This is a genomic window from Oxalobacteraceae sp. CFBP 8761 (genome assembly GCA_014841595.1).
GTDB lineage: Bacteria > Pseudomonadota > Gammaproteobacteria > Burkholderiales > Burkholderiaceae_D > Telluria.
This window is the reverse complement of the sequence record JACYUE010000021.1, coordinates 1-266: the sequence shown is the minus strand read 5'-3', so window position 1 is coordinate 266 and position 266 is coordinate 1. Positions and strand designations below refer to the sequence as shown.

At 53.8% G+C, this 266-nt stretch carries 1 rRNA gene; it reads right to left on the bottom strand.

What is annotated here, in order from left to right:
* Positions 1 to 266: ribosomal RNA gene (locus tag IFU00_22875) — 23S ribosomal RNA — on the bottom strand; the annotation flags it as partial.

Genomic DNA, 266 nt, shown 5'->3' with positions numbered 1-266 from the left:
AGACAACCTTCCGCGATCCGTCCCCCCATCGCATCATACGACGGTGCAGGAATATTAACCTGCTTCCCATCAGCTACGCATCTCTGCCTCGCCTTAGGGGCCGACTCACCCTGCTCCGATGAACGTTGAACAGGAAACCTTGGGCTTACGGCGTGGAGGCTTTTCACCCCCATTATCGCTACTCATGTCAGCATTCGCACTTCTGATACCTCCAGCATCCTTTACAAGACACCTTCGCAGGCTTACAGAACGCTCTCCTACCATAT